Consider the following 20832-nt stretch of genomic DNA (forward strand, 5'->3'; position numbering starts at 1 on the left):
GAAGGAAGCATGCTGCTGGCGCTGGCGCAATGGCTGCAGGGCGACGCAAGCTTTTTGCGCTTGTTCACGTACCTGACGTTCCGTGCGGTGATGGCTACCATCACCGCGCTGGGGATCGGGCTCGTGTGCGGACCGTGGGTGATCCGCAAGCTGACGCAAATGAAGGTCGGGCAGGCCGTGCGCAAGGACGGCCCGCAGAGCCACCTCGTGAAGTCGGGCACGCCGACGATGGGCGGCGTGCTGATCCTGATCGGCATCGCGGTCGCGACGCTGTTGTGGGGCGACCTGACCAACCGTTTCATCTGGATCGTGATGCTCGTCACGTTCGGTTTCGGCGTGATCGGCTGGGTCGATGACTATCGCAAGGTCGTCTACAAGGACCCGCGCGGGATGTCGTCGCGCGAAAAGTACTTCTGGCAGTCGGTGATCGGGCTGTTCGCGGCGGTCTACCTGGCCTTCAGCGTGTCCGAGGCGAACAACGTGCGCGTGTTCGACCTGTTCATGGCGTGGGTGCGCAGCGGCCTGTCGATGGGGCTTCCCGCGCGTGCCGACCTGATGCTGCCGTTCCTGAAGTCGATCAGCTATCCGCTGGGCGTGTGGGGCTTCATCGTGCTGACCTACTTCGTGATCGTCGGCGCGAGCAACGCGGTGAACCTCACCGACGGCCTCGACGGCCTCGTGATCATGCCGGTCGTGCTGGTCGGTGGTTCGCTCGGCGTTTTCGCGTACGTGATGGGCAGCTCGGTCTATTCGAAATACCTGTTGTTCCCGCACATTCCGGGCGCGGGCGAACTGCTGATCTTCTGTTCGGCGATGGGTGGGGCAGGGCTCGCGTTCCTCTGGTACAACACGCACCCCGCGCAGGTGTTCATGGGCGACGTCGGCGCGCTGGCGCTCGGCGGCGCGCTCGGCACGGTCGCGGTGATCGTGCGCCAGGAAATCGTGCTGTTCATCATGGGCGGCATCTTCGTCGCGGAAACCTTGTCGGTGATGCTGCAGGTGTCGTGGTTCAAGTACACGAAGAAGCGTTACGGCGAAGGGCGCCGCCTGCTGAAGATGGCGCCGCTGCATCACCATTTCGAATTGTCCGGCTGGAAGGAAACGCAGGTGGTGGTGCGTTTCTGGATCATCACGCTGATGCTGTGCCTGTTCGGTCTGTCCACCCTCAAGTTGCGGTAAAGGAAAGGTAAAAGGATGTCTGGCGAGATGTTTGGAGATCGGCAGCGGCCGATGGTGCTCGTACTGGGGCTCGGGGAATCGGGCCTCGCGATCGCGCGATGGTGCGCGAGGCACGGGTGCCGGCTGCGTATTGCCGATACCCGCGAGGCGCCGCCGAACCTTGCCGCGCTGCAGGCCGAAGGCATCGATGCCGAGTTCGTCGGCGGGCCGTTCACGCCCTCGCTGCTCGACGGCGGCGTCGAGATCGTCGGCCTGAGCCCTGGCCTGTCGCCGCTCGAACCGGCGCTCGCCGCGCTGATAGCGGCCGCGAACGAGCGCGCGATCGCGGTGTGGGGCGAGCTCGAATTCTTCGCGCAGGCGCTGCGCGCGCTTGGCACGAGCGGCTACCAGCCGAAGGTGCTCGCGATCACCGGCACCAACGGCAAGACCACGACGACGAACCTCACGGGCCTGCTGTGCCAGCGTTCGGGCAAGAAGGTCGCCGTCGCCGGCAACATCAGCCCGGCGATGCTCGACCGGCTCGCGCGCGCGATCGACGAGACGGCGCTGCCCGACGTCTGGGTGCTCGAACTGTCGAGCTTCCAGCTCGAGACGGCGCGCACGTTCGCGCCCGACGCGGCCGCGATTCTCAACATCACGCAGGATCACCTCGACTGGCATGGCAGCTTCGACGCGTATGCGGCGGCGAAGGGCCGCGTCTTCGGCGCGACGACCACCCGCGTGCTCAATCGCGACGATGCGGCCGTGATGAAGTTCGCGCCGGCCGCCGGCGCAGCCGATGCGGCGCGCACGGTCACGTTCGGCCTGAACGAGCCGGCGCAGCAGGGCGACTACGGCCTGTCGCGCGACAACGGCGTCGCATGGCTGGTCGAGGCGGTCGACCGCGACGCGCCGGACGAGACGACGAGCCGCCGGCGCAAGCGCGACGGCGCGCATACGCCCGACATCGCGCAAAAGCGCCTGATGCCGGCCGACGCGCTGCGCATTCGCGGGCTGCACAACGCGGCGAACGCACTGGCCGCGTTCGCGCTCGCGCGTGCGATCGACCTGCCGGCCGCGCCGCTGCTGCACGCGCTGCGCGAATACCGCGGCGAAGCGCATCGCGTCGAGGTGATCGCGACGATCGACGACGTGGACTACGTCGACGACAGCAAGGGAACGAACGTCGGCGCGACGGTGGCCGCGCTCGACGGGCTCGCGCAGAAGATCGTGCTGATCGCGGGCGGCGACGGCAAGGGGCAGGATTTCGCGCCGCTGGTCGCGCCCGTCGCGCGGTGGTGCCGCGCGGTGATGCTGATCGGCCGCGATGCGCCGGCGATCCGCGACACGCTCGCCGAGACGGGTGTGCCGCTTGCCGACCACGCGACGCTCGAGGCGGCGGTGCATGCGGCGGCCGAGCTCGCGGAGCCGGGCGACGCGGTGCTGCTGTCGCCCGCGTGCGCGAGCCTCGACATGTTCAGGAACTACGCCCATCGCGCGGATGTGTTCCGCGCGGCCGTGGACGAAATCGCCATCGACAAAGGAGCGACGACATGAGCTGGTCCGATCGCCTCGTCTCCCGTTTCAACGACCGGCGCGGCACCGGCGGCAATGCCGCGGGCGGCCGCGTCGCGTCGGCCACGCGCGCCGCGACGGGCGGCCTCGCCAGCGTCGTCAACGGCGTGCGGCCGAGCCGCTCGCGGATGCTCGATTTCGACTACTCGCTGCTGTGGGTCGCGATCGCGCTGCTCGGGCTCGGCGTCGTGATGGTGTATTCGGCGTCGATCGCGATGCCCGATTCGCCGAAATACGCGGCGTATCACGATTACGCGTTCCTGATGCGTCACTGCGTGTCGCTCGGCGTCGCGTTCATCGCGGCGGTGATCGCGTTCCGCGTACCGGTGTCGACGTGGGATAAATACGCGCCGCATCTCTTCCTGATCGCACTCGTCGGGCTCGTGATCGTGCTGATTCCGCACGTCGGCAAGGGCGTGAACGGCGCGCGCCGCTGGATTCCGCTCGGCATCACGAACATGCAGCCGTCGGAAATCATGAAGCTCGCGGTGACGATCTACGCGGCGAACTACACGGTGCGCAAGCAGGAATACATGCAGAGCTTCGCGAAGGGCTTCCTTCCGATGGCGTTCGCGGTCGGTCTCGTCGGCGCGCTGCTGCTGCTCGAGCCGGACATGGGCGCGTTCATGGTGGTCGCCGCGATCGCGATGGGCGTGCTGTTCCTCGGCGGCGTGAACGGCAAGCTGTTCGGCGGCCTCGTCGCGACGGCGGTCGGCACGTTCACGATGCTCGTGTGGCTGTCGCCGTGGCGTCGCGAGCGGATCTTCGCGTATCTCGATCCGTGGGACGAACGCTACGCGCAAGGCAAGGCATACCAGCTCACGCACTCGCTGATCGCGTTCGGCCGCGGCGAGTGGTTCGGCGTGGGCCTTGGCGGCAGCGTCGAGAAGCTGAATTACCTGCCCGAAGCGCATACCGACTTCATCCTCGCGGTGATCGGCGAGGAGCTCGGCTTCGTCGGCGTGCTGGTCGTGATCCTGCTGTTCTACTGGATCGTGCGCCGCGCGTTCGAGATCGGCCGCCAGGCGCTCGCGCTCGACCGCACGTTCGCGGGGCTGACCGCGAAGGGCATCGGCATCTGGTTCGGTGCGCAGACGTTCATCAACATGGGCGTGAACCTCGGCCTGCTGCCGACTAAGGGCCTGACACTGCCGCTCGTGAGCTACGGCGGCTCGGGCATTCTGCTGAATTGCGTCGCGCTCGCGGTGTTGCTGCGGGTCGATTATGAAAATCGCGTGCTGATGCGGGGAGGAAAGGTATGACCGCGTCGCGACGCACGCTGATGGTGATGGCAGGCGGCACCGGGGGCCACGTGTTCCCGGGGCTCGCTGTCGCGCACCGGATGGAAGCGGCGGGGTGGCGCGTCGTATGGCTCGGCAATCCGGCCGGGATGGAAGCGACGCTCGTGCCGAAACACGGCATTCCGATGGAATACGTGCGCTTCGGCGGGCTGCGCGGCAAGGGCCTGAAGACCAAGCTGACGCTGCCGTTCAACCTGCTGCGCGCGTGCTGGCAGAGCCTCGGCGCATTGCGCCGCGTGCGGCCCGACGTCGTGCTCGGGATGGGCGGCTACATCACGTTCCCGGCGGGCGTGATGGCCGCGCTGTCGGGTCGTCCGCTCGTGCTGCACGAGCAGAATTCGATTGCCGGCCTCGCGAACAAGGTGCTCGCGAAATTCGCGAAGCGCGTGCTCGTCGCGTTCCCCGGCGCACTGCCGCACGCGGAATGGACCGGCAACCCGATTCGCGCGGAACTTGCGCGCACGGAAACGCCCCAAGCACGCTATGCATCGCGCAGCGGCCCGCTGAACCTGCTGGTGGTCGGCGGCAGCCTGGGCGCGGCCGCACTGAACGAAGTCGTGCCGCGCGCGCTGGCGCTGCTGGCGCCGGGCGAGCGCCCGCGCGTCGTGCACCAGGCCGGCGCGAAGCACATCGACGCGCTGAAGGCGAATTACGAAGCGGCCGGTTTCGCGGGCGGCGACGCCGTGCGGTTGGTGCCGTTCATCGACGACATGGCGAGCGCGTACGCGGCGGCGGATCTCGTGATCTGCCGTTCCGGCGCGATGACGGTGTCGGAGATCGCGGCGGTGGGCGTGGCGGCGCTGTTCGTGCCGTTCCCGTACGCGGTCGACGATCACCAGACGACCAACGCCGCGTTCCTCGCCGATGCGGGCGCGGCGGTGCTGGTGCAACAACGCGACCTGTCGGCCGAGTTGCTCGCCGATTGGCTGCGCAGCCAGTCGCGGGCATCGCTCGCGGACATGGCGGAGCGTTCGCGCTCGCTGGCCAAGCCCGAGGCCACCGATGAAGTCGCGCGCATCTGCGCGACGGTGGCGGGCGCGAACCTGGAAGAAATCAAATGAAACACATCGTCAAACAGATTCATTTCGTCGGGATCGGCGGCGCGGGCATGAGCGGCATCGCCGAAGTGCTCGTCAACCTCGGCTACGAGGTCAGCGGCTCGGACCTGTCGCGCAACGCGGTGACCGATCGCCTCGAGGCGCTCGGCGCGCGGATCGCGATCGGTCACGACGCGGCGAACATCGCGGGCGCGAACGCGGTCGTCGTGTCGACGGCCGTACGCTCGGACAATCCCGAAGTACTGGCCGCACGGCACCAGGGTGTGCCGATCGTGCAGCGCGCGGTGATGCTCGCGGAGCTGATGCGCCTGAAGCAGGGGATCGCGATTGCCGGCACGCACGGCAAGACCACGACGACGAGCCTCGTCGCGAGCGTGCTCGCAGCCGGCGGCCTCGATCCGACCTTCGTGATCGGCGGCCGGCTGATCAGTGCCGGCGCGAACGCGCGGCTCGGCACGGGCGACTTCATCGTCGCCGAGGCCGACGAGTCGGACGCGTCGTTCCTGAACCTGTATCCGGTGATCGAAGTCATCACGAACATCGACGCCGACCACATGGACACCTACGGCCACGATTTCGCGCGGCTCAAGCAGGCGTTCATCGAGTTCACGCAGCGCCTGCCGTTCTACGGCAGCGCGGTCGTGTGCGTCGACGATCCGAACGTGCGGCAGATCATCCCGTTCATCTCGAAGCCGGTCGTGCGCTACGGCCTGTCGCCGGATGCGCAGGTGCGCGCCGAAGACATCGACGCGCGCGACGGCCGCATGCACTTCACGGTGATCCGCGAAGGCCGTGCGCCGCTCGCGGTGGTGCTGAACCTGCCGGGCCTGCACAACGTGCAGAACGCGCTCGCGGCGATCGCGATCGCGACCGATCTCGGCGTGTCTGACGACGCGATCCAGCAGGCGCTGGCGGAATTCAACGGCGTCGGCCGGCGCTTCCAGCGCTACGGCGAGGTGCCGAGCGCGGACGGCGGCCAGTACACGCTGATCGACGACTACGGCCACCACCCGGTCGAGATGGCCGCGACGGTCGCGGCCGCGCGCGGCGCGTTTCCGGGCCGCCGCCTCGTGCTGGCGTTCCAGCCGCACCGCTATACGCGCACGCGCGACTGCTTCGACGACTTCGTCAACGTGCTGTCGACGGTCGACGCGCTGGTGCTGACGGAAGTCTATGCCGCGGGCGAAGCGGCGATCGCGACGGCCAACGGCGACGCGCTGTCGCGCGCGCTGCGTGCGGTGGGGAAGGTCGACCCGGTGTTCGTCGCGTCGGTCGACGACGTGCCGGGCGCACTGGCGGGGGTCGCTCGGAACGGCGACGTGGTGATCACGATGGGCGCGGGTTCGATCGGCGGCGTGCCGGCGAAGATCGTGCAGAACACGCAACAGAAGGAATGACATGAGCGGGATCGATCCGAAACGTTTCGGCAAGGTGGCAGTGTTGTTCGGCGGCGAATCCGCCGAGCGCGAGGTGTCGCTCACCTCGGGCCGCCTCGTGCTGCAGGGCCTGCGCGACGCGGGCATCGACGCGCATCCGTTCGACCCGGCCGAGCGGCCGCTGTCGGCGCTGAAGGATGAAGGCTTCGTGCGCGCGTTCAACGCGCTGCACGGCGGCTATGGCGAGAACGGCCAGATCCAGGGCGCGCTCGATTTCTACGGGATCCGCTACACGGGCAGCGGCGTGCTCGGCTCGGCGCTCGGCCTCGACAAGTTCCGCACGAAGCTCGTGTGGCAGCAGACGGGCGTGCCGACGCCGCCGTTCGAGACGGTGATGCGCGGCGACGACTACGCGGCGCGCGCGACGGACATCGTCGCGAAGCTCGGCCTGCCGCTGTTCGTGAAGCCGGCGAGTGAAGGCTCGAGCGTCGCGGTGCTGAAGGTCAAGACGGCCGACGCGTTGCCCGCCGCACTGTCGGAAGCCGCGACGCACGACAAGATCGTGATCGTCGAGAAGAGCATCGAAGGCGGCGGCGAATACACCGCGTGCATCGCCGGCGATCTCGATCTCCCGCTGATCAAGATCGTGCCGGCGGGCGAGTTCTACGACTACCACGCGAAGTATGTCGCCAACGATACGCAGTACCTGATTCCGTGCGGGCTGCCGGCGGAGCAGGAAACCGAACTGAAGCGCATCGCGCGCCGCGCGTTCGACGTGCTCGGCTGCACCGACTGGGGCCGCGCGGATTTCATGCTCGACGCCGCCGGCAACGCGTATTTCCTGGAAGTGAACACGGCCCCCGGGATGACCGACCATTCGCTGCCGCCGAAGGCCGCGCGCTCGATCGGCATCGGCTATTCGGAGCTGGTCGTGAAGGTGCTGTCGCTTACGCTCAACGACTGACGCAGGAACGGAACGACGTATGTGGAACAACGTTCGCCAACTCAACCTTGCCGCCAGCGCGCTGTACGCGCTGCTGCTGCTCGTGTTGGCGGCGGCCGGCTGCTACTGGCTGATCCAGCGTCCGACGTTCGCGTTGCGCGAGATCCGGATCGACGGCGACACCGAGCACATCAACTCGCCGACGGTGCGCGCGGGCGTGGTCGGCCGGCTGAAAGGCAATTTCTTCACGGTCGATCTCGACTCGGCGCGGGCCGCGTTCGAGCAGATGCCGTGGGTGCGTCACGCGAGCGTGCGCCGGGTGTGGCCGAATGCGCTGGCTGTCACGCTCGAGGAGTACAAACCGCTCGGGACCTGGGGCAGCGCGCAGCTCGTGAGCGTCGACGGCGAGCTGTTCACCGCGAACCAGGGCGAGCTCGATCAGGAGCTGCCGGCGTTCGACGGCCCGGAGGGCAGTGCGAAGGAAGTCGTCACGCGGTATCGCGACTTCGCGAAATGGTTTGCGCCGCTGAAGGCGGCGCCGGAAGAAGTGACGCTGTCGGCGCGCTACGCGTGGACGGTGAAGCTGTCGAACGGCATGCAGGTCGAACTGGGCAAGGAGCGCACCAGCGAGACCCTGCATGACCGGAGCCAGCGCCTCGTCGCCGCATGGCCGGCCGTCACGGAGCGTTGGGGCAACGACATCGAGTACGCGGACCTGCGTTATCCGAACGGATTCGCGATTCGTGCGGCAGGCATGCGGTTCCTGACCGATACCGACAAGCGCAAGAAGTAACGAGAGATCACACGCAAGAGCACTTTATGAGCAAAGACTACAAGGATCTGCTGGTTTCCCTCGACATCGGCACGTCGAAGGTGGTGGCCATCGTCGCCGAGCTGAAGGGCGAAGGCCATTACGAGGTCATCGGCCTCGGCCAGAGCGAATCGAAAGGTCTGAAGAAGGGCGTGGTGGTCAACATCGAGGCCACCGTGCAGTCAATCCAGCGCGCGCTCGAGGAAGCCGAGCTGATGGCCGATTGCAAGATCACCAACGTGTTCACGGGGATTGCCGGCAGCCACATCCGCAGCTTCAATTCGAGCGGGATGGTCGCGATCAAGGACAAGGAAGTCACGCAGACCGACGTCGCGCGCGTGATCGAGACCGCGAAGGCGATCAACATCCCGACCGACCAGCAGGTGCTGCACATCCTCACGCAGGAATTCATCATCGACGGCCAGGAAGACGTGCGCGAGCCGATCGGGATGAGCGGCATCCGCCTCGAGGTGAAGGTGCACATCGTGACGGGCGCGGTCAGCGCCGCGCAGAACATCGTCAAGTGCGTGCGCCGCTGCGGGCTGGAAGTGAATGACCTGATCCTGCAGCCGCTCGCGTCGTCGCTGGCCGTGCTGACGGAAGACGAGAAGGATCTCGGCGTGGTGCTGGTCGACATCGGCGGCGGCACGACCGACATCGCGATCTTCGCCGAAGGCGCGATCCGTCATACCGCGGTGATTCCGATCGCCGGCGACCAGATCACGAGCGACATCGCGATGGCGCTGCGCACGCCGACGCCGGACGCGGAAGACATCAAGGTCGGCTACGGCATCGCCAAGCAGGCGCTCGCCGATCCGGACGAGATGGTCGAAGTGCCGGGCCTCGGCGAACGCGGTCCGCGCACGCTGTCGCGCCAGGCGCTCGCGGCGGTGATCGAGCCGCGCGTCGAGGAACTGTTCTCGCTCGTGCAGCAGGTCGTGCGCGAGTCGGGTTACGAAGAACTGCTGAGCTCCGGCGTGGTCATTACCGGCGGGGCTTCGATGATGCCGGGCATGGTCGAGCTCGGCGAAGACATTTTCCTGAAGCCGGTGCGCATCGGCGCGCCGGAATACGCGGGCGGCCTCGCCGACGTGGTGCGCAATCCGCGCTATTCGACGGCGATGGGCCTGCTCGTCGAAGGCAGTGCGCAGCGCATGCGTGGCCGCAAGGTCGCCGTGCAGTCCGGCAACGCGGGGCAGATCTTCTCGCGGATGAAGGAATGGTTCCTGAGCAATTTTTGAGTACCCCACGGCTCGGTACGCCGAGCCTGCCCCCGACGGGGCCAGGAAAACGCGGGGCGGCCCGGCGTTGTCCCGAGGATGAACCGAATCGAAATTCGCGCCGGTGCCGGCGGCTGGCGCGCGACAGGGGGTTGCCCGATCTCCTGCCGAATAACGGCCGAGTAGTCTTATTTTCTTGACGGAGGCAACAATGGAATTCGAAATGCTGGAAACCGAAACCAACGGCACCATCATCAAGGTGGTCGGCGTTGGCGGCGCTGGCGGCAATGCCGTTCAGCACATGATCAACCGCGGCGTGCAGGGCGTCGACTTCATCGTGATGAACACGGACGCCCAGGCGCTGTCGCGTTCGCGCGCATCGTCGGTGATCCAGCTGGGCAACACGGGCCTGGGCGCCGGTGCGAAGCCGGAAATGGGCCGTGCCGCGGCGGAAGAAGCGCGTGAGCGCATCGCCGACGCACTGCGCGGCGCGCACATGGTGTTCATCACGGCCGGCATGGGCGGCGGCACGGGCACGGGCGCGGCGCCGGTGGTCGCGCAGATCGCGAAGGAGATGGGCATCCTGACGGTTGGCGTCGTCAGCAAGCCGTTCGAATTCGAAGGCGGCAAGCGCATGCGCGTCGCGGAAGCAGGCTCGCAGCAACTGGAGGATCACGTCGACTCGCTGATCGTCGTCCTGAACGACAAGCTGTTCGACGTGATGGGCGATGACGCCGAGATGGACAAGTGCTTCCAGTGCGCGGACGACGTGTTGAACAACGCGGTCGCGGGCATTGCCGAAATCATCAATGTCGATGGTCTCGTGAACGTCGACTTCGAAGACGTGAAGACGGTGATGGGCGAGCAGGGCAAGGCGATGATGGGCACGGCGACGGTCGCCGGCGTCGATCGCGCCCGCCTCGCGGCGGAACAGGCCGTGGCGAGCCCGCTGCTCGAAGGCGTCGATCTGTCGGGCGCGCGCGGCGTGCTGGTCAACATCACGTCGAGCCGTTCGCTGCGCCTGTCGGAAACGCGCGAAGTGATGAACACGATCAAGAGCTACGCGGCGGAAGATGCGACGGTGATCTTCGGTGCGGTGTACGACGACGCGATGGGCGATGCACTGCGCGTGACGGTCGTGGCGACGGGTCTGGGCCGTGCGGCGAAGAAGCAGCAATCGGCTCCGATGACGCTGCTGCGCACGGGTACCGACAACCAGCCGGTCAGCGCGGTCTCGCACGGTTACGCGCAGCCGCAACACGTCAGCACGGCCGACTACGGCGCGCTCGATACGCCGGCGGTGTGGCGCAACTCGCGCGAAACCGCGGCATCGCACGTGCAGGCGCTGCAGGAGAAGGGCGTCGATACGTACGACATCCCGGCTTTCCTGCGCAAGCAGGCTGACTGACGACGCACACAGGCGAAGCCGCGGCGCAATCGCTGAAATCGCCGCGGTAACGCCGGCGTGACGGATGCCACGGACCACGACAGGCCGCGTCGGATGCGACGCCGGGCCGGGAAACGTGCCCTCTTCGCATGAGCGGAGCGGGATGGGACGTGCTGTCCGCAATACGCTGAAAAACCGTATCGCTATGAGGGACCAGCCATGATTCAAGTGGGCGACGCGCTGCCCGACGCGCAATTGTTCGAGTTCATCGACGACGCGCGCGCAGGCTGCACGCTGGGGCCGAACGCCTTCAGCGTGCGCGACCAGGTGGCGGGAAAGCGGGTGGTGATCTTCGGATTGCCCGGTGCTTTCACGCCGACCTGTTCGGCGCAGCATGTGCCGGGCTATGTCGAGCACGCCGGGCAATTGCGCTCGGCGGGCATCGACGAGCTCTGGTGCGTGTCCGTCAACGACGCATTCGTGATGGGCGCATGGGGACGTGATCTGCACACCGCGGGCAAGGTGCGCATGATGGCGGACGGCAGCGCTGCTTTCACTCATGCGCTGGGGCTGACGCAGGATTTGTCCGCGCGTGGCATGGGAATCCGTTCCCTGCGCTACGCGATGGTGGTCGACGACGGTGTGGTCAAGACGCTGGCCGTCGAAGCGCCGGGCAAGTTCGAAGTGAGCGATGCGGCGAGCGTTCTCGCGACGTTGACGTCCTGATCGTGCGGTGCGCCGTTGCCTGCCGGCAACGCTGCTCACCGCCGTCGGGGCAGTTGTAACACGGGCCGATGACCGGAAACGCCTCCGTTCCGGGCATCGGCCCGTCCCGTATCGGCGCGGGTAAACAGTCGAAACAGATTGATACGCAGTTTCCAACAGCGTTGAATAGGGAATTACGCTATAATCTCACCTATCGAATATAACTCCTGATTGATATTCTCAATCAAGTTGAAGAAGACCATGCTGAAGCAGCGCACCATCAAATCGATCGTGAAGACCGTGGGTATCGGTCTGCACTCGGGCCGCAAGGTTGAACTGACGCTCCGTCCGGCCGCGCCGGGCACGGGGATCGTTTTCTCGCGCGTCGACCTGCCCACGCCCGTCGACATCCCGGCATCCGCGATGTCGATCGGCGACACGCGGCTCGCGTCGGTGCTGCAGAAGGATGGCGCGCGCGTGTCGACCGTCGAGCACCTGATGTCGGCGTGCGCCGGCCTCGGCATCGACAATCTCTATGTCGACGTGACGGCCGAGGAAATCCCGATCATGGACGGCAGCGCCGCGTCCTTCGTGTTCCTGATCCAGTCCGCGGGCATCGAGGAGCAGAACGCGCCGAAGCGCTTCATCAAGGTGACGAAGCCGGTCGAAATCCGTGACGGCGACAAGTTCGCGCGTCTCGAGCCGTATTTCGGCTTCAAGTTGAAGTTCACGATCGACTTCCGTCATCCGGCGGTCGACAAGACCGGCCAGGAGCTCGAGGTCGACTTCGCAAACACGTCGTACGTGCGCGAGATCGCGCGCGCGCGCACGTTTGGTTTTGCCCACGAAGTCGAAATGATGCGCGAGCTGGGTCTCGCGCGCGGCGGCAGCATGGACAACGCGATCGTGCTCGACGAATACCGGATCCTGAACAACGACGGGCTGCGCTACGACGACGAGTTCGTGAAGCACAAGATGCTCGACGCGATCGGCGACCTGTACGTGGTCGGCCATCCGCTGCTGGCGTCGTACACGGCGTACAAGTCGGGTCACGGGCTGAACAACGCGCTGCTGCGCGAGCTGCTCGCCCACGAAGACGCGTACGAGATCGTCACGTTCGACGATCCGCAGGCCGCGCCGAAAGGATTTGCATTCGACGCGCAGACGGCCTTCGCCTGATCGGCGTTCGTCCCGAGCGAATAAAAAAAGCGACCTTCGGGTCGCTTTTTCGTTGGGCGGCGCGGTTGGTGGCGCGCTCAGCGCGACGACTTCGCGCCGTGCCGCGCGGCCATCCGCGCGAGCGCGGCCTGCAGCGGCGACGGCTCGAGGTGATCGGCGAGTTCGCGCAACGCGGCGGCGCCGACGGTCGTCATGCGCGCCTGCTTCACGTGCGGCGGCTCCGGCGCGTCCTTCGGCCGCACACGCACGCGCAGCGCCGAAACCGGCCAGCCGCGCTTCTGCAGTTCGGCGAGCAGCCGCGGCTCGACCTGCCGCAGCCGGGCAGCGAGCGCATTGTGCGCGGCAAAGAGGGTCAGGGTGCCGTCCTTGATCGAGCCCGGTTCGACATGATTTGCAAGATAGTCGGGCAGGAGCGCGGTGAGGTCGCGCTGCAGCGACGCGACCTGCTCGACGCCGGCGCGCAGCGCGGCGAACGCGTCGGTGCGGTTGAGCACTTCGGACACGGGTTGGGGGCGATACGCGGAGAGCGGGCCGAAACGCTTGGAAAATCGGTTCATCGAGGCATTCTTCGGGCGCGCACGTGCGCGGACGTTGATGCCGATTGTACCCGCGCCGGCCCGCGCACGGGCGGCTTTCGGGCCGTGCGCCCGGTGGCCCGCGCGGGTTCGCCGCGCGGCGCGCGTCCAGCCGGCACGCGGGCGCATGCGTCCCCGCGTGCTAAAATTCCTCGTTTGATTCCACTAATTCGCTAAGCCGCCGAGGCTCGGGCGTCGGGGCGCGCAACACGCGCCGGGCGCCGGTGCTGCGACGCAGGATCCGATCCGATGACAACCGGTTTTCTCCAGAAAATTTTTGGCAGCCGCAACCAGCGGCTCGTCAAGCAATATCAAAAGACCGTCGAGACGATCAATGCGCTCGAAACGCAGATCGAGCAGCTGACGGACGACCAGTTGCGCGGCAAGACGGACGAGTTCCGCCAGCGGGTCGCGGCCGGGGAGTCGCTCGACAAGCTGCTGCCCGAGGCGTTCGCGGTCTGCCGGGAGGCGAGCCGCCGCGTGCTGAAGATGCGCCACTTCGACGTGCAGTTGATCGGCGGCATGGTGCTCCACTACGGCAAGATCGCGGAAATGCGCACCGGCGAGGGCAAGACGCTCGTCGCGACGCTGCCCGTGTACCTGAATGCGCTGGCTGGCCGCGGCGTGCACGTCGTGACGGTCAACGACTACCTCGCCCAACGCGACGCCGAATGGATGGCGCGTCTCTACAACTTCCTCGGTCTGTCGGTCGGCATCAACCTGTCCGGCATGGAGCACGAGCAGAAGCAGCAGGCCTACGCGTCGGACATCACCTACGGTACGAACAACGAGTTCGGCTTCGACTACCTGCGCGACAACATGGTCTACGAGACCGAGGCGCGCGTGCAGCGGGCACTGAACTTCGCGGTCGTCGACGAAGTGGACTCGATCCTGATCGACGAGGCGCGTACGCCGCTGATCATCTCGGGCCAGGCCGAAGATCACACCGAACTGTACGTGCGGATGAACGCGCTGCCGCCGCTGCTCGAGCGCCAGATCGGCGAGGAGAAGGCCGACGGCACCGGCGTCGAGAAGCCGGGTGACTACACGCTGGACGAAAAATCGCGCCAGGTGTTCCTGACGGAGTCGGGCCACGAGAAGGCCGAGCGGCTGCTCGCCGAGTGGGGCCTGATCGGTGAGGGCGAGAGCCTGTACGCGCCGCAGAACATCACGCTGATGCACCACGTCTACGCGGCGCTGCGCGCGCACACGCTGTTCTACAAGGACCAGCACTACGTCGTGCAGAACGGCGAAGTGGTGATCGTCGACGAATTCACGGGCCGCCTGATGGCGGGCCGCCGCTGGTCCGACGGCCTGCACCAGGCGGTCGAGGCGAAGGAGCACGTGAAGATCCAGAGCGAGAACCAGACGCTCGCCTCGATCACGTTCCAGAACTACTTCCGGATGTACGCGAAGCTCGCGGGCATGACGGGTACGGCGGACACCGAAGCGTACGAATTCAACGAGATCTACGGGCTCGAGACGGTCGTGATCCCGACCAACCGCCCGCCGAAGCGGATCGACAAGCAGGACCAGATCTACAAGACCGCCAAGGAGCGCTACGACGCGGTTATCCGCGACATTCGCGAGTGCTACGAGCGTGGTCAGCCGGTGCTGGTCGGCACGACGTCGATCGAGAACTCGGAACTGCTGTCGCACCTGCTGAAGCAGGCCGGGCTGCCGCACGAAGTGCTGAACGCGAAGCAGCACGAGCGCGAAGCTGCGATCGTCGCGGAAGCCGGCCGTCCGAAACGCATCACGATCGCGACCAACATGGCCGGCCGCGGTACCGACATCGTGCTCGGCGGCAACGCCGAGAAGCAGGCGGCGTTCATCGAAGCCGACGAAGCGATTCCGGCCGACGAAAAGGCGCGCCGCATCAAGCAGCTGCACGACGAGTGGGAGACGCTGCACGAGCAGGTGAAGGCCGCGGGCGGCCTGCACATCATCGGCACCGAGCGCCACGAATCGCGCCGGATCGACAACCAGCTGCGCGGCCGTGCGGGCCGTCAGGGCGACCCGGGTTCGTCGCGCTTCTACCTGTCGCTGGACGATCCGCTGCTGCGCATCTTCGCGGGCGACCGCGTGCGTTCGATCATGGATCGCCTGAAGATGCCCGAAGGCGAGGCGATCGAGGCCGGCATCGTCACGCGTTCGATCGAATCCGCGCAGCGCAAGGTCGAAGCACGCAACTTCGACATCCGCAAGCAGCTGCTCGAATACGACGACGTGTCGAACGACCAGCGCAAGGTGATCTACCAGCAGCGCAACGAACTGCTCGAAGCCCACGACATTACCGAGACGATCTCGGCGATGCGTCACGGTGTGATCACCGAAGTCGTCCGCCAGTTCGTGCCGGAAGGCAGCATCGAGGAACAGTGGGACGTGCCCGAGCTCGAGGAAGCGCTGCGCAACGACTGGCAGCTCGACCTCGCGATCCAGGAAATGGTGAACGAGTCGTCGTCGATCACGGCCGACGAGATTCTCGACGCCGTGACGACCGCCGCCGACGAGCAGTACGAGGCGAAGGTCGCGATGGTCGGCCGCGAATCGTTCAGCGCGTTCGAGCGTTCGGTGATGCTGCAGACGGTCGACCGCCTCTGGCGCGAGCACCTCGCGGCGCTCGACCACCTGCGCCAGGGCATTCACCTGCGCGGCTATGCGCAGAAGAACCCGAAGCAGGAATACAAGCGCGAAGCGTTCGAGCTGTTCGCCGCGATGCTCGATGCGATCAAGCAGGAAGTCACGCGCATCGTGATGAACGTGCAGATCCAGTCGCCCGAGCAGCTCGAGGAAGCCGCCGAGCAGATCGAGGAGCGCAGCGGTCATCTCGAGAACGTCGAGTATCAGCACGCCGACTACGCGGAATCCGGCGCACCGGTGGCGAACGTCGCGGCCGCCACGGCGGCCACCGCGACGGCCGACATGGTCGGCAGCGCGATGACCCACGGCCACGGCGGCGAGCTGCCGAAGGTCGGCCGCAACGATCCGTGCCCGTGCGGCAGCGGCAAGAAGTACAAGCAATGTCACGGGAAGCTGTCATGATCGGCGGCGGCGCGCATCGGCGTGCCGCTTCATCCGCAGCTTTCGAGTCAGTGAAGTGAGTTGCGGCGGCCCGCTCGTGCGGCCGTCGGTTCTTCCAATCAATGCCGGCGCGTGCCGGCATTTTCCATCCGGCAGGTGTGCCCCATGGCTGTCAATTTTCCGTCGATCGATCCCGCCCAACTGCATCCCGTCGCCGGCGTCACGCTCGGCTGGGCGGAAGCGAACATCCGCAAGCCGAATCGCAAGGACGTGCTGGTCATCTCCGTCGACGAAGGGGCGACGGTCGCCGGCGTATTCACCGAGAACCGCTTCTGCGCCGCACCCGTGATCGTGTGCCGCGAGCACCTGGCCATCGTGCGTGCGGGCGGCGCGGGCATCCGTGCGCTCGTCGTGAATACGGGCAATGCAAATGCGGGCACCGGCGAGCCGGGCCTCGCGCACACGCGCGAAACCTGCGCGGAACTCGCGCGCCTCGCGGGCATCGACGCCGCCCAGGTGCTGCCGTTTTCGACCGGCGTGATTCTCGAGCCGCTGCCGATCGACCGCCTGAAGGCCGGGCTGCCGGCCGCGCTCGCGAACCGCAAGGCCGCGAACTGGTACGACGCCGCGCAGACGATCATGACGACCGATACGCTGCCGAAGGCCACGTCGCGCCAGGTGACGATCGACGGTCACACGGTCACGCTGACGGGCATCAGCAAGGGCGCGGGCATGATCAAGCCGAACATGGCGACGATGCTCGGCTTCCTGGCGTTCGATGCGAACGTCGCGCAGCCGGTGCTCGACACGCTCGTGAAGGAAGTGGCCGATCGCTCGTTCAACTGCATCACGATCGACGGCGACACGTCGACCAACGACTCGTTCATCCTGATCGCGTCGGGCAAGAGCACGCTGCCCGCGATCACGTCGACCGACTCGCCGGCCTATGCGGCGCTGCGCGAAGCGGTCACGCAGGTCGCCCAGGTGCTGTCGCAGCTGATCGTGCGTGACGGCGAAGGCGCGACGAAATTCATGACGGTGCAGGTCGAAGGCGGCAAGAGCGTCGCCGAGTGCCGCCAGATCGCTTACGCGATCGGTCATTCGCCGCTGGTGAAGACGGCCTTCTACGCATCCGACCCCAACCTGGGCCGGATTCTCGCGGCGATCGGCTATGCGGGCGTCACGGATCTCGACGTCGACAAGATCGATCTCTATCTCGACGACGTGCTCGTCGCGAAGGCCGGCGGCCGCAACCCGGCCTACCAGGAAGAGGACGGCCAGCGCGTGATGAAGCAGAGCGAAATCACGATCCGCGTGCTGCTCGGCCGCGGCGACGCGCAGGCTACCGTCTGGACGTGCGACCTGTCGCACGATTACGTGAGCATCAACGCGGATTACCGCTCCTGATCGGGAGCGCTCGGACGACATGGACAAGCTCGAACAGTTTCTGACGCGTGCCGAAGCGCTGCTCGGCCGCCTCGAGGGGATGCTGCCGCCCGCACCGGCGGCTGTCGACTGGAATGCCGCCACCGCATTTCGCTGGCGCAAGCGCCAGGGGCGCGGCTATCTGCAGCCGGTGCCGGCCGCGTCGTCGATCACGCTCGACGATCTGCACAACATCGATCGGCAGAAAGGGCTGATCGAACAGAACACGCGACAGTTCGTGCAGTGCAAGCCGGCGAACAACGTGCTGCTGACCGGTGCGCGCGGCACCGGCAAGTCGTCGCTGATCAAGGCGTGCCTGAACGCCTATGCGAAGGACGGGCTGCGCCTGATCGAAGTCGACAAGGACGACCTGCACGATCTCGGCGATATCGTCGACCTGATCGCGCAGCGTCCGGAGCGGTTCATCGTGTTCTGCGACGATCTGTCGTTCGAGGAAGGCGAATCGGGCTACAAGGCGCTGAAGGTCGCGCTCGACGGCTCGATCGCCGCGCAGTCCGACAACGTGCTGATCTACGCGACGTCGAACCGCCGCCATCTGCTGCCCGAGTACATGAGCGACAACGAGTCGTACAAGCATCTGCCGGACGGCGAGATCCATCCCGGTGAAGTCGTCGAGGAAAAGATTTCGCTGTCGGAACGCTTCGGCCTGTGGGTCAGCTTCTACCCGTTCAAGCAGGACGACTATCTCGACATCGTCGCACACTGGCTGCGCCATTTCGGCTGCGCGGACGGCGAGATCGAGACGGCGCGCGGCGACGCGCTCGTGTGGGCGCTCGAGCGCGGTTCGCGCTCGGGACGCGTCGCGTGGCAGTTCGCGCGCGATTGGTCGGGTCGCAAGGAGCAGGCATGAGCACGGATTCCGCAGTGGGCGCCGTGCGCGCGCCCGACGGCCGCAAGGTGACGGAAGTCGCGGTCGGCGTGATGGTACAGCCCGGCGATGCGGTCGGCCGTTGCCGCTACCTGCTTGCGCAGCGGCTGCAGGGCAAGCCGTACGAAGGCTACTGGGAATTCCCGGGCGGCAAGCTGGAAGCCGGCGAGAGCGTCGAGGATGCGCTGGCGCGCGAGCTGCACGAGGAACTTGGCATCGTCGTTACCGCCAGCCATCGCTGGCATACGCTCGAGCACGACTATCCGCACGCGTACGTGCGGCTCTATTTCTGCAAGGTGACGGGCTGGACGGGCGAGCCGCACAGCAAGGAAGGCCAGGCGTTCGTGTGGCAGCAACTGCCGGTCGACGTCGCGCCGCTGTTGCCGGCGGCGCTGCCGGTGCTGGAATTGCTCGAGAAGGAAGCGGCGTCGCAATGACGCCGCGGCGGCTCGCCTGAAAAGCGGGCCGCATCCGCCTGTGGAGTAGCCGCGCGCCGCTCAGCTGTCGCGGCGGTCGTCCGTGCCGTCTTCCTCGGACGACGGACCTTCGTCGGCGGACCCGCCGATCCGGTACTTTTCCGCGGCCCATGCGCCGAGATCGAGCTGCTTGCAGCGGGCCGAACAGAACGGGCGGAACTTGTTTTCAGGCGTCCAGCGCACTTCTGCGCCGCACGAAGGACATTTCACAACGGTAGTCATACGAAAGCGTCGAACTGGCGCAGGGCCGTTACAGATTGCACAGTGTCAGATGGAACGGCACGTCGATGTCCACCGCGCGCGGCCGCACGTCGCCGTCCTGCATGGTGAACCGTACCCACAGCATGTATTTGTTGGCGCTCGCTTCGGGAATCACGCGCAGTTCCGGCGGCACGCGCACCTGCATCAGCTGGTAGCTGCGCCCCGACAGCATCTGCTGATAGCTGCCCTGCATCGCCATCACCTTCGACGCCTGACCCGATTCGCGAGCGAGCCGCAGCACGATTGCCGCCGCGTCGCGCAGCGGCAGCAGCGGCATGATCCATTTCGCGATGTCCTGGCGCCGCTGTTCCGCGGGCCATTGCTGCCACGCATAGTACGACGGCAGGTCGAACTTGCACGTGCCGCCGGGAATCACCGCGCGGCTGCGGATGCTGGCGAGCCACTCGTTGTCGACCAGGTGCTGCCCGGTCTTGCCCTGCATCTGCGCAAGACTGGCGAGCGTCTGCTCGATTTCACCGAGCACGGCTTCGAGCGCATTCTGTTCGATGCCCGGATTGCCGCGAAAGGGGGCGAGCGTCTGGCGTTGACGTTCGAGCTCCTTCATCAGATCCGATTTCAGGTCCGCGCGGCCCGTGACCTCGGCGATTTCGAACAGCGTCGTCAGCGCGACGTGATGTTCACGCGGGTCCTCCTGAGCCAAAAAGAACGCGAAGCGCTCGAACAAGTCTTCGAGGCGCAACAGCGTGCGAATTCGCTCGTTGAACGGATACTCGTAAAGAATCAAGCGCGCTCGCCTCTCGGGGTAGGAATTGAAACAATGCAGGACATTCTAATGCTCACTCTCTACCCTAGCAACGCGCCAATTTCGTACACCATCACGATCGCGGCGGCGGTCAGTGCGCGGCGGCCGCGAATCCGAGATAGCGTTGGTGCAGTGCATCGACCTGCGCGGCAAGCATATCGGGCGCCGTTGCATCGTTGACGATCACGTCGTCGGCCGCCGCGAGACGCGCTTCGCGCGTCGCCTGTCTTGCGATGATCGCTTCGACCTGTTCGCGCGTGAAACCATTGCGCCGCATCACACGTGCGATCTGCGTTTCGACCGGACAGTCGACGACCAGCACGCGATCGCAGCGGGCCTTCCAGTTGCCTGACTCCACGAGCAGCGGTACGACGAAGATCACGTACGGGCCCTGCGCTTCACGGGCCTCGCGATCAGTCTCCGCGCGGATCAGCGGATGCGTGATCGCTTCGAGGCGCTGGCGTGCGTCGTCGTCGCTGAAAATCAGTGCGCGCATCTTCGCGCGATCGAGCGAGCCGTCGGCCGCGACGAAGTCCGGCCCGAATGCGTGTTCGATCGCCGGCATCGCGAGACCGGCCGGTGCGGTGATGCGGTGCGCGATCAGGTCGGTATCGACGAGCGATGCGCCGCGTGCGGCGAACATGTCGGCGACGGTCGTCTTGCCGCTTCCGATGCCGCCGGTGAGTCCTATTGCAAACATGTGAGC

The 20832-nt window shown here is 66.4% G+C and carries 19 protein-coding genes; 15 read left to right on the forward strand and 4 right to left on the reverse strand.

What is annotated here, in order from left to right:
- Nucleotides 1-9: 9 nt before the first annotated feature.
- The 11 genes from mraY (at nucleotide 10) to lpxC (ending at nucleotide 12713) form a co-directional block, all read left to right on the forward strand.
- Nucleotides 10-1179 (forward strand): phospho-N-acetylmuramoyl-pentapeptide-transferase, encoded by a 1170-nt coding sequence (gene mraY / locus FFI87_RS02640; protein ID WP_006752439.1) that lies wholly within the window; start codon nucleotides 10-12, stop codon nucleotides 1177-1179.
- Nucleotides 1180-1206: 27 nt separating this feature from the next.
- Nucleotides 1207-2715 (forward strand): UDP-N-acetylmuramoyl-L-alanine--D-glutamate ligase, encoded by a 1509-nt coding sequence (gene murD / locus FFI87_RS02645; protein ID WP_138848287.1) that lies wholly within the window; start codon nucleotides 1207-1209, stop codon nucleotides 2713-2715.
- Nucleotides 2712-3995 carry a putative lipid II flippase FtsW gene (ftsW, locus tag FFI87_RS02650; protein WP_006752441.1) on the forward strand — a complete coding sequence of 428 codons (1284 nt, stop codon included), beginning with the start codon at nucleotides 2712-2714 and terminating at the stop codon, nucleotides 3993-3995. The genes murD and ftsW overlap by 4 nt, the downstream gene beginning before the upstream one ends.
- Nucleotides 3992-5095 carry an undecaprenyldiphospho-muramoylpentapeptide beta-N-acetylglucosaminyltransferase gene (gene murG, locus FFI87_RS02655; protein WP_011655892.1) on the forward strand — a complete coding sequence of 368 codons (1104 nt, stop codon included), beginning with the start codon at nucleotides 3992-3994 and terminating at the stop codon, nucleotides 5093-5095. The genes ftsW and murG overlap by 4 nt, the downstream gene beginning before the upstream one ends.
- On the forward strand, nucleotides 5092-6489 hold the full coding sequence (gene murC / locus FFI87_RS02660) for a UDP-N-acetylmuramate--L-alanine ligase (protein WP_138848286.1): 1398 nt from the start codon (nucleotides 5092-5094) through the stop codon (nucleotides 6487-6489). Before murG ends, murC begins: the two co-directional genes overlap by 4 nt.
- Nucleotide 6490: 1 nt before the next feature.
- Nucleotides 6491-7432: a D-alanine--D-alanine ligase gene (locus tag FFI87_RS02665; RefSeq protein ID WP_012363028.1), complete on the forward strand. Its 942-nt coding sequence runs from the start codon at nucleotides 6491-6493 to the stop codon at nucleotides 7430-7432.
- 19 nt (nucleotides 7433-7451) lie between these two features.
- Nucleotides 7452-8204, forward strand: a complete 753-nt coding sequence (locus FFI87_RS02670) for a cell division protein FtsQ/DivIB (protein ID WP_006756822.1) — start codon at nucleotides 7452-7454, stop codon at nucleotides 8202-8204.
- Between the two features lie 26 nt (nucleotides 8205-8230).
- Nucleotides 8231-9463: a cell division protein FtsA gene (ftsA, locus tag FFI87_RS02675; protein WP_006752447.1), complete on the forward strand. Its 1233-nt coding sequence runs from the start codon at nucleotides 8231-8233 to the stop codon at nucleotides 9461-9463.
- Nucleotides 9464-9653: 190 nt separating this feature from the next.
- Nucleotides 9654-10850 carry a cell division protein FtsZ gene (gene ftsZ, locus FFI87_RS02685; protein WP_006752448.1) on the forward strand — a complete coding sequence of 399 codons (1197 nt, stop codon included), beginning with the start codon at nucleotides 9654-9656 and terminating at the stop codon, nucleotides 10848-10850.
- Between the two features lie 198 nt (nucleotides 10851-11048).
- Entirely contained in the window at nucleotides 11049-11555 is a 507-nt protein-coding gene (locus FFI87_RS02690) for a peroxiredoxin (RefSeq protein ID WP_012363029.1), read from the forward strand.
- A gap of 240 nt (nucleotides 11556-11795) precedes the next feature.
- Nucleotides 11796-12713: a UDP-3-O-acyl-N-acetylglucosamine deacetylase gene (lpxC, locus tag FFI87_RS02695; RefSeq protein ID WP_006756824.1), complete on the forward strand. Its 918-nt coding sequence runs from the start codon at nucleotides 11796-11798 to the stop codon at nucleotides 12711-12713.
- Nucleotides 12714-12790: 77 nt separating this feature from the next.
- Here the strand turns inward: lpxC and FFI87_RS02700 are convergent, their stop codons facing one another.
- Nucleotides 12791-13270, reverse strand: a complete 480-nt coding sequence (locus FFI87_RS02700; RefSeq protein WP_006756825.1) for a DUF721 domain-containing protein — start codon at nucleotides 13268-13270, stop codon at nucleotides 12791-12793.
- A gap of 267 nt (nucleotides 13271-13537) precedes the next feature.
- Here FFI87_RS02700 and secA point away from each other — a divergent pair, with 267 nt between their 5' ends.
- From secA to FFI87_RS02720, 4 genes are all read left to right on the forward strand, one after another.
- Entirely contained in the window at nucleotides 13538-16333 is a 2796-nt protein-coding gene (secA, locus tag FFI87_RS02705; RefSeq protein WP_012363031.1) for a preprotein translocase subunit SecA, read from the forward strand.
- A 144-nt stretch (nucleotides 16334-16477) separates the two neighbouring features.
- Nucleotides 16478-17719 (forward strand): bifunctional glutamate N-acetyltransferase/amino-acid acetyltransferase ArgJ, encoded by a 1242-nt coding sequence (gene argJ, locus FFI87_RS02710; protein ID WP_138848285.1) that lies wholly within the window; start codon nucleotides 16478-16480, stop codon nucleotides 17717-17719.
- Nucleotides 17720-17738: 19 nt separating this feature from the next.
- Entirely contained in the window at nucleotides 17739-18608 is an 870-nt protein-coding gene (locus tag FFI87_RS02715; protein ID WP_011655899.1) for an ATP-binding protein, read from the forward strand.
- The gene (locus FFI87_RS02720) at nucleotides 18605-19063 is read left to right on the forward strand and encodes an NUDIX domain-containing protein (protein WP_011655900.1); all 459 of its coding nucleotides are present in this window, start codon (nucleotides 18605-18607) and stop codon (nucleotides 19061-19063) included. The genes FFI87_RS02715 and FFI87_RS02720 overlap by 4 nt, the downstream gene beginning before the upstream one ends.
- A 60-nt stretch (nucleotides 19064-19123) precedes the next feature.
- Here the strand turns inward: FFI87_RS02720 and FFI87_RS02725 are convergent, their stop codons facing one another.
- From FFI87_RS02725 to coaE, 3 genes are all read right to left on the reverse strand, one after another.
- Nucleotides 19124-19324 (reverse strand): DNA gyrase inhibitor YacG, encoded by a 201-nt coding sequence (locus FFI87_RS02725; protein WP_138848284.1) that lies wholly within the window; start codon nucleotides 19322-19324, stop codon nucleotides 19124-19126.
- 28 nt (nucleotides 19325-19352) lie between these two features.
- Entirely contained in the window at nucleotides 19353-20108 is a 756-nt protein-coding gene (zapD, locus tag FFI87_RS02730) for a cell division protein ZapD (protein ID WP_138848283.1), read from the reverse strand.
- 109 nt (nucleotides 20109-20217) lie between these two features.
- A complete protein-coding gene (gene coaE / locus FFI87_RS02735) occupies nucleotides 20218-20826 on the reverse strand; it encodes a dephospho-CoA kinase (protein ID WP_138848282.1) in 609 nt (202 codons plus the stop codon).
- Nucleotides 20827-20832: the final 6 nt, after the last annotated feature.

Source organism: Burkholderia sp. KBS0801, from assembly GCF_005937855.2.
Lineage (GTDB): Bacteria > Pseudomonadota > Gammaproteobacteria > Burkholderiales > Burkholderiaceae > Burkholderia > Burkholderia ambifaria.